Origin of the sequence: Citrobacter sp. S46_ASV_140 (assembly GCF_018919545.1) — a bacterium.
Lineage (GTDB): Bacteria > Pseudomonadota > Gammaproteobacteria > Enterobacterales > Enterobacteriaceae > Citrobacter > Citrobacter braakii.
Map to the genome: position 1 here is coordinate 1 of NZ_JAHLRC010000172.1, position 6,011 is coordinate 6,011.

Annotated in this window: 13 protein-coding genes; all 13 read left to right on the top strand. The window is 49.1% G+C overall.

Annotated elements, in window-relative coordinates; translation table 11 throughout:
* The coding region (locus tag KQJ19_RS21895) for a hypothetical protein (protein WP_216404136.1) at positions 1–305 on the top strand (305 nt) is incomplete at its 5' end.
* Between the two features lie 115 nt (positions 306–420).
* Positions 421–678 (top strand): DNA polymerase III subunit theta, encoded by a 258-nt coding sequence (locus KQJ19_RS21900; protein WP_200107694.1) that lies wholly within the window; start codon positions 421–423, stop codon positions 676–678.
* 310 nt (positions 679–988) lie between these two features.
* Positions 989–1,222 (top strand): DinI family protein, encoded by a 234-nt coding sequence (locus tag KQJ19_RS21905; protein WP_016236996.1) that lies wholly within the window; start codon positions 989–991, stop codon positions 1,220–1,222.
* 117 nt (positions 1,223–1,339) lie between these two features.
* Positions 1,340–1,588 carry a hypothetical protein gene (locus KQJ19_RS21910; protein ID WP_181604031.1) on the top strand — a complete coding sequence of 83 codons (249 nt, stop codon included), beginning with the start codon at positions 1,340–1,342 and terminating at the stop codon, positions 1,586–1,588.
* Positions 1,589–1,622: 34 nt separating this feature from the next.
* Positions 1,623–2,225, top strand: a complete 603-nt coding sequence (locus KQJ19_RS21915) for a DUF1367 family protein (protein ID WP_216404137.1) — start codon at positions 1,623–1,625, stop codon at positions 2,223–2,225.
* Entirely contained in the window at positions 2,225–2,431 is a 207-nt protein-coding gene (locus KQJ19_RS21920; protein WP_047418075.1) for a hypothetical protein, read from the top strand. The genes KQJ19_RS21915 and KQJ19_RS21920 overlap by 1 nt, the downstream gene beginning before the upstream one ends.
* 2 nt (positions 2,432–2,433) lie before the next feature.
* The gene (locus KQJ19_RS21925) at positions 2,434–3,045 is read left to right on the top strand and encodes a recombination protein NinG (protein ID WP_216404138.1); all 612 of its coding nucleotides are present in this window, start codon (positions 2,434–2,436) and stop codon (positions 3,043–3,045) included.
* Positions 3,042–3,179 carry a YlcG family protein gene (locus KQJ19_RS21930; protein ID WP_131346042.1) on the top strand — a complete coding sequence of 46 codons (138 nt, stop codon included), beginning with the start codon at positions 3,042–3,044 and terminating at the stop codon, positions 3,177–3,179. The genes KQJ19_RS21925 and KQJ19_RS21930 overlap by 4 nt, the downstream gene beginning before the upstream one ends.
* A complete protein-coding gene (locus tag KQJ19_RS21935; protein WP_216404139.1) occupies positions 3,176–3,865 on the top strand; it encodes a bacteriophage antitermination protein Q in 690 nt (229 codons plus the stop codon). Before KQJ19_RS21930 ends, KQJ19_RS21935 begins: the two co-directional genes overlap by 4 nt.
* Positions 3,866–4,011: 146 nt before the next feature.
* On the top strand, positions 4,012–4,437 hold the full coding sequence (locus tag KQJ19_RS21940; protein ID WP_216404140.1) for a hypothetical protein: 426 nt from the start codon (positions 4,012–4,014) through the stop codon (positions 4,435–4,437).
* Between the two features lie 172 nt (positions 4,438–4,609).
* On the top strand, positions 4,610–4,888 hold the full coding sequence (locus KQJ19_RS21945) for a phage holin (protein WP_003832349.1): 279 nt from the start codon (positions 4,610–4,612) through the stop codon (positions 4,886–4,888).
* Entirely contained in the window at positions 4,860–5,408 is a 549-nt protein-coding gene (locus KQJ19_RS21950) for a lysozyme (protein WP_216404141.1), read from the top strand. The genes KQJ19_RS21945 and KQJ19_RS21950 overlap by 29 nt, the downstream gene beginning before the upstream one ends.
* Positions 5,405–5,908 (top strand): DUF2514 domain-containing protein, encoded by a 504-nt coding sequence (locus KQJ19_RS21955; protein ID WP_216404142.1) that lies wholly within the window; start codon positions 5,405–5,407, stop codon positions 5,906–5,908. Before KQJ19_RS21950 ends, KQJ19_RS21955 begins: the two co-directional genes overlap by 4 nt.
* Positions 5,909–6,011 lie beyond the last annotated feature (103 nt).

Consider the following 6,011-nt stretch of genomic DNA (forward strand, 5'->3'; position numbering starts at 1 on the left):
GTGTTTACATTTACGGCAAGGGTATCGATGCCAATGCAATCTGCATTACGTTTTACGCTGTATTGATTGATTGGGCAAAAACCAGGGGATGCTGGGAAAAAGTTAGGCTTACAAAATATTATGCAGTTCTCATTTTACTGGCTGCAATAAACTGTTGGCAGGTTTTGAGCCACTTAGAAGTAACAGGGTCATATAACATAAAATTGGCTCTTCTCATCACGTTAGGTGTGGCTATCAAAATGACAATTTTTTCTCTACTTCTTATGCCGTGGAGAAATGAAAAGGTTGTGGTTCGGGTGATTTAAAAGAATGCAATAGAACGTCAAGGTTAACGCCACATTTGTAACTCTATCTTATTAAACCCGCTCTGGCGGGTTTTTCTTTGTATAATCCCTCTCAAAGCCTCGAGGGGGATTCATCATGTCAGGCTATAACATCGCAGCAAAATCGAAAGAAGAGCAGGACAAGGTTAACGTTGATCTGGCTGCAAGCGGCGTTGCGTACAAAGAGCGCATGAACATGCCGGTTATCGCTGAGCAGGTGGCCCGCGAGCAGCCAGAGCACCTCCGTGAATACTTCATGGAACGAGTTCGCTACTACCGCGAGAAAAGCCTGACCCTGCCAAAAGCATCTGACCCGCGCTATCTGGATATGGCGGCGCAGAACGAGAAGAAGTAATGGGCTGTTTAATTGTCAGCGGCATCAAGTTTTACGTTCTGGCAGAAGGTGAGTCATATCCCGATCCACATGCTGATAATCGGTATGTCGGCGCGTATGCTGTATTCACGTTTGAGGGTAAATGGGTAGCCATAGATTTGTCAGTAGAAAGAAATTACATCTTTATAAACCATCACGAATTCAACCCGCTACGGCGGATTTTCTTTTTTTACGCCTGACAGAAAATTAACAATTTGTGCTCTTAAAACGTTGATCATTTCCTCTCATAGGTATACTGTATAAAAACACAGTACATGAAATGGAGGCCATTATGAAAGTTGAATTAACCATTGATCGTATGAAAGAACTTCCTAAAGGCGCGGTTCCTGCACTGGAGAAAGAATTACTTAAGCGCCTGAATGATCACTATGACAATTGCAGGCTCACAATCCGCCGTGCCGGGTCGGATGGGTTAAGTGTTTTTGGCGGTGACAAGGACGATAAAAAGAAAATTGAATCAATCCTCCAGGATACCTGGGAAAGCGCTGACGACTGGTTTTATTAGAATTGCGCTTAAGGCTGGCGCGCGTTTTTCAGAATACCGCAATTTGCGTATCCCTCTGATGCTGCTGCCGACAATCTTTAATCGCGTCTGTTAGTCGCTCAAAGGGAGAACATAAATGTGAGTGATTCAGCTTTGCAAACGTCAGAAGACAACTGGTATGACATTGTAAGAAGGTCTGACGGCTGCGTGGTGTTTAGCTTTCCTTCATCGGGCAGGCATCTAATTTATCGCGTCAATGGCATGGTTTCTATGCGGCCTTTGCTGGATGATGAAGAGGTCTTTACTCCCAATGGTTTTGTGCAATTTATCCGCCGTCTCGGCTACCGGGTAACTCCGCCTTCTGATAATATGAAATCAACGGTCTGAACAACCGTAACCTACTGCGCCACGGAGAGAAACCATGGCGCACGAACTACAACTCATCAAGCAGTCCTCAGGAATCCTGATCCCCGCAACGCCGGAGACCAGCGATATTCTGCAATCAAAAATCAAACTCGGCGCTGTGCTGGTGGCTGAGTTCCGGCAGGCACGCAACCCGGCCTTTCACCGTCGTTTCTTCGCATTACTCAATCTCGGTTTCGAATACTGGGAACCTACCGGCGGGGCAATATCTTCCAACGAGCGTAAATTGGTGACCGGGTACGCCAAATACCTTGCCGCATTCGGAGGAAGCGAAACAGCTCTTTTTGATGCTGCCGAGCAGTATCTGGAGCAGGTAGCCAGTCGCCGAATTTCCAATGGGATCAGCCTGTGTAAATCCTTTGACGCGTACCGTGCATGGGTAATTGTCGAGGCCGGCCACTACGACGCCATTCAACTGCCTGATGGCACCCTTCGTAAACATCCCCGCAGTATTGCCTTCGCTAACATGGACGAAACCGAGTTCCAGCAACTGTACAAAGCCGCGCTCGATGTTTTGTGGCGTTGGGTATTGTCCCGGACATTCAAGACTCAGCGAGAAGCGGAAAACGCCGCTGCGCAGCTTATGAGCTTTGCGGGGTGATGGCGATGAAAATAAGTTGGTTTCACCATCACGAATGCACAACCGAACAGGCCGACGAGCTGGTGGCCAGTTACCGCCATCGTGGCGCCACGGTAGAACGCAGCCTTAATCGCGACAACATCACCTGGACTGTCAGCGTGCAGCTGCCGGAAAGCGAGATAGCGCCGCGCCCGAGTAAGGTCTGGCAAAACAGGGCGTGGGGTTGAGTATGGCTAAGCTACCGCGCCGGAAGTGCGCCAACAAAGCATGCCGCCAGTGGTTCCATCCGGTACGAAACGAGCAGATTGTTTGTTCGTACGAATGTGCCAGCGCATATGGCAAAGAGCAGACCAGAAAAGCTAGGGAGGCCGCACAACGTAAGGAGTCTGCCAAACAGCGCGCCACTGAGAAAAAAGAGCGAGCCGCCTGGCGCCAGCGTAAAGCTGCAGTTAAGCCGCTGAAGCACTGGGGTGACCTGACGCAGCGCGCCGTAAATGACATTTGCCGCGAGACGGAGTTGGTAGAGGGGCGGGGCTGCATTTCCTGCGGAACTAAAACGGCGTTCGCCTGGCATGCTGGTCATTATCGGACCACGGCCGCCGCTGGGCATCTGCGCTTCACTCGCTTCAACATCCATCTTCAGTGTGACGTCTGCAACGTCCCTAAATCCGGGAATATCGAAGCATACCGAGCTGCGCTGGTGGAGCGTTATGGTGAAGAGCCGGTATTGGCGCTCGAGAACAATAACACCCCACATCGCTGGACAGTCGAAGAACTGGAGAAAATCAGGTTCACCGCGCTGGCCGACTTACGCGCACTGAAAAAGCAGGAGGCAGCGTGACATTCGAAACCTACTTTGCCGATCACCTCCGCGTTCGCTGGCAGCGATTGCGCTTATATCATTTCCCGGGCTCTGTGCTGACGGACTACCGGATACTGAAGAATTACATCAAAACCATAGGCGGTACTGTATGAACACTCAATTTCTTGAATACGTGCGCCAGCAGCTGATGGTGGCCACCGCCGATTTAAGTGGTGCGACGAAAGGGCAGTTAATGGCCTGGCTTGAGAACGCGCAGTTCGATACCGGTACCTTTAAGCGGAAGAAGATGAAGGTGAAGGATGAGGTTACTGGCAAGATGATAACTCTGGATAACCCGCCAATCCCCGGTAAACAGTCGCATGCCAAGGGATCGCATATTCCGCTGGTACAGCCGGTTGAATACTCCACTGCATCGTGGCGCCGTGCACTGATGGCGCTCGAAGAACACCAAAAGGCCTGGCTGCTATGGAACTATAGCGAGAATGTGCGCTGGGATAATCAGGTGCTGATTACTCAGTGGGCGTGGTCGAAATTCTGCGAACATCTGGCCGGAAAGAAGGTGGCGAAGAAGACCACCGACCGTTTACGGCAGCTCATCTGGCTGGCGGCGCAGGATGTGAAAGGCGAATTATCCGGGAAGGATCCGTATCAGTATGGCGATCTGGCTGCGCTGGTGGGCGTTAATAAAACAAACTGGTCTCAGAATTACGTGGAACATTACGATGCAATGATCAGCTTGTATAAGGGACTCGATTCCCAGGCGCTACTTCATGTTTCGCGATCACGTTCACAACAAAAGGCAGCAAATTATCAGCAAGGTATTGCAGAAATGAACTAATTAGCATATATTTCATATATATTAAATAAGCTGCCATTTTTGTTTTTAGCAGCTTATTTATGTGTTATTGATCCAAACACAAAATTAGCTGTACTACTCGGTTATACTACACTTCTGGAATTGCCTTTCTTTTTAAACGGTACACGATGCGCAAGATTTTAGTGCTTTTAATTTCGCTTGCTCCCTTGACCTCTTTTGCGACACTCCATTTTAAATGTACAACATGGGGGGGAGGTAAAATTGGAGTTGAAGATGCAGTATCGCTCAGCCTATTTACTGATGCTAATAATGTTTTTCAGGGTATCTCGGTCAATGGCGTAGAGTTTAGAGCTAATGTTGAAGTCGAGGATATGGTTGATTCGGAGATGAATAAAATCAGAACCTATTCTGCCGATACTAAAAATGAAAATAATGCAAGAATACAGTCGGCTTTTATTAATGTTTACAACGATGAGAGCGGCAATCGTAAAACTTCGTTGACTATCATGAATGTGGAAACTGGTGGCAATTATTCATTTAATAAAACCGATAGCGCAGTTATCGGAGACATACAGGACGCTTCCTGCCACTAAATCAAAGCTAATTTTTAAGATTTAAAATTTTCGATTCGCCAGCCTTCGTGCTGGCTTTTTTATTTTCAGGCTCACGGGAATCATCTGCTACATGCTTTGTTGATAAATCCAGCCCGTGAAGCCTGACCCTTTTCAAACACACAGCGCCATCCGAAAAATCGGAGGTGAGGCTATGACCAGAATGAGCACCATTTACAGCAGACTTTCATATGGAACAGGCACCACACTGACCGGCTGCGGTGTATCAGCGAAGGCATACGCCGAAACAGCTAAAACAGCAAAAGAGGTGTCCTGGATGTTGGCCGACAGAATTGCAGGGTTAAGCCTGAGCGACTGGGCAATTATTGTCGGTATCGCATGCACTGTTATCACCTGTGCAGTGAACTGGTATTACAGGAAAAAGGAAAGGGAGGACCGGCTTAATGGCAATGTCACCAAAGCTGAAGAATAAACTGAGCGCAGCGGTCGTTGGTTTGATTCTTGCCGGGGCTTCCGCGCCTGTGATTCTCGATCAGTTTCTGGATGAGAAAGAGGGTAACAGCCTGACGGCGTATCGCGACGGCGGCGGACTCTGGACGATTTGTCGTGGCGCCACGATGGTTGATGGTAAGCCAGTAGTTCAGGGCATGCAGCTGTCTGCCGAGAAATGCGCCCAGGTAAACGCCATTGAACGCGATAAAGCGCTGGCGTGGGTTGACCGAAATATCAAAGTACCACTGACCGAACCACAGAAAGCGGGTATCGCTTCTTTCTGCCCATATAACATCGGCCCCGGAAAATGTTTCCCGTCCACGTTCTATAAGCGTATTAATGCTGGCGACCGTAAAGGAGCCTGTGAAGCGATCCTCTGGTGGATAAAAGACGGTGGCCGCGATTGTCGCCTGACCAAAGGGCAGAAGAATGGTTGTTATGGGCAAGTAGAACGACGCGACCAGGAAAGCGCGCTGGCGTGCTGGGGGATAGACCAGTGAGCCTGCGCTATCAGTTTATTGCCATTTCGCTGCTGGTGGCCGTCGCATTCATCGCCGGCAGTGTATGGAGCAGCCGCGGTTGGGAAAAAAAGTGGGCGGAACGTGACAGCGCTGAATCATCGCAAACAGCGAACGCGCAGACTGCCGCCCGCATGATTGAACAAGGGCGTATTATTGCCCGTGATGAGGCTGTAAAAGATGCACAAGCGAAAGCCGCTAAATATGCTGCCACTGCTGCTGGTCTGTCTGCCACTGTTAGCCAGTTGCGCACCGAAGCAACAAAGCTTGCCACCCGCCTGGACGCCACAGAGCACACCGCAGATCTTGCCGCTTCCGTTAGAAGCAAAACAACCGGCACCGACGCAGGAATGCTTGCCGACATGCTCGGAGATATTGCAGCAGAAGCTAAACGTTATGCTGCAATTGCTGACGAACGTTACCTCGCTGGAATGACGTGTGAGCGCATTTACGACTCGGTTAAAGAATCTAATCAGCCTTAAATTTCGTAGTTTTTACTTATCAAAATGTAGTCTGTATGGCAACATGATTCGAACACATAAGTCAGGGATTACATATGTCTAAGATTACTGTAAAGGCTGGAGC